This is a genomic window from Xylophilus sp. ASV27, assembly GCF_016428875.1.
GTDB lineage: Bacteria > Pseudomonadota > Gammaproteobacteria > Burkholderiales > Burkholderiaceae_C > Xylophilus.
In genome coordinates, this window is sequence record NZ_JAELTO010000296.1 from 1 (window position 1) to 402 (window position 402).

1 protein-coding gene is annotated in these 402 nt (G+C 68.2%); it reads left to right on the top strand.

What is annotated here, in order from left to right:
- Positions 1-130: 130 nt before the first annotated feature.
- A partial coding sequence (locus JHD63_RS22955) for a delta-60 repeat domain-containing protein (RefSeq protein WP_198973132.1) occupies positions 131-402 on the top strand: 272 nt, incomplete at its 3' end.

Below are 402 nucleotides of genomic sequence, written 5' to 3' on the forward strand. Positions count from 1 at the left end.
TGCCGCCCCACGCCCTCTCTGGTGCTGGGCATTCTTCTGTTTCTGCTGCCTGTGCCTGCTAGGGCTGTGGCACCTGCCCGCGAAAGCGCAAAACGCCAATGACGGGTTTGACCCCAGCGCCAACGGCACGGTGCTCAGCCTGGCCGTGCAGCCCGACGGCAAGGTACTGGTGGGGGGCGGTTTCACCCAGCTGGGCGGCCAGACGCGCACCTACCTGGCCCGCCTCAACGCCGATGGATCGCTGGACACGGGCTTCAATCCCGACGCCAACAACGCGGTGTACAGCCTGGCCGTGCAGCCCGACGGCAAGGTACTGGTGGGGGGCGCTTTCACCCAGCTGGGCGGCCAGACGCGCAACCGCCTGGCCCGCCTCAACGCCGATGGATCGCTGGACACGGGCTT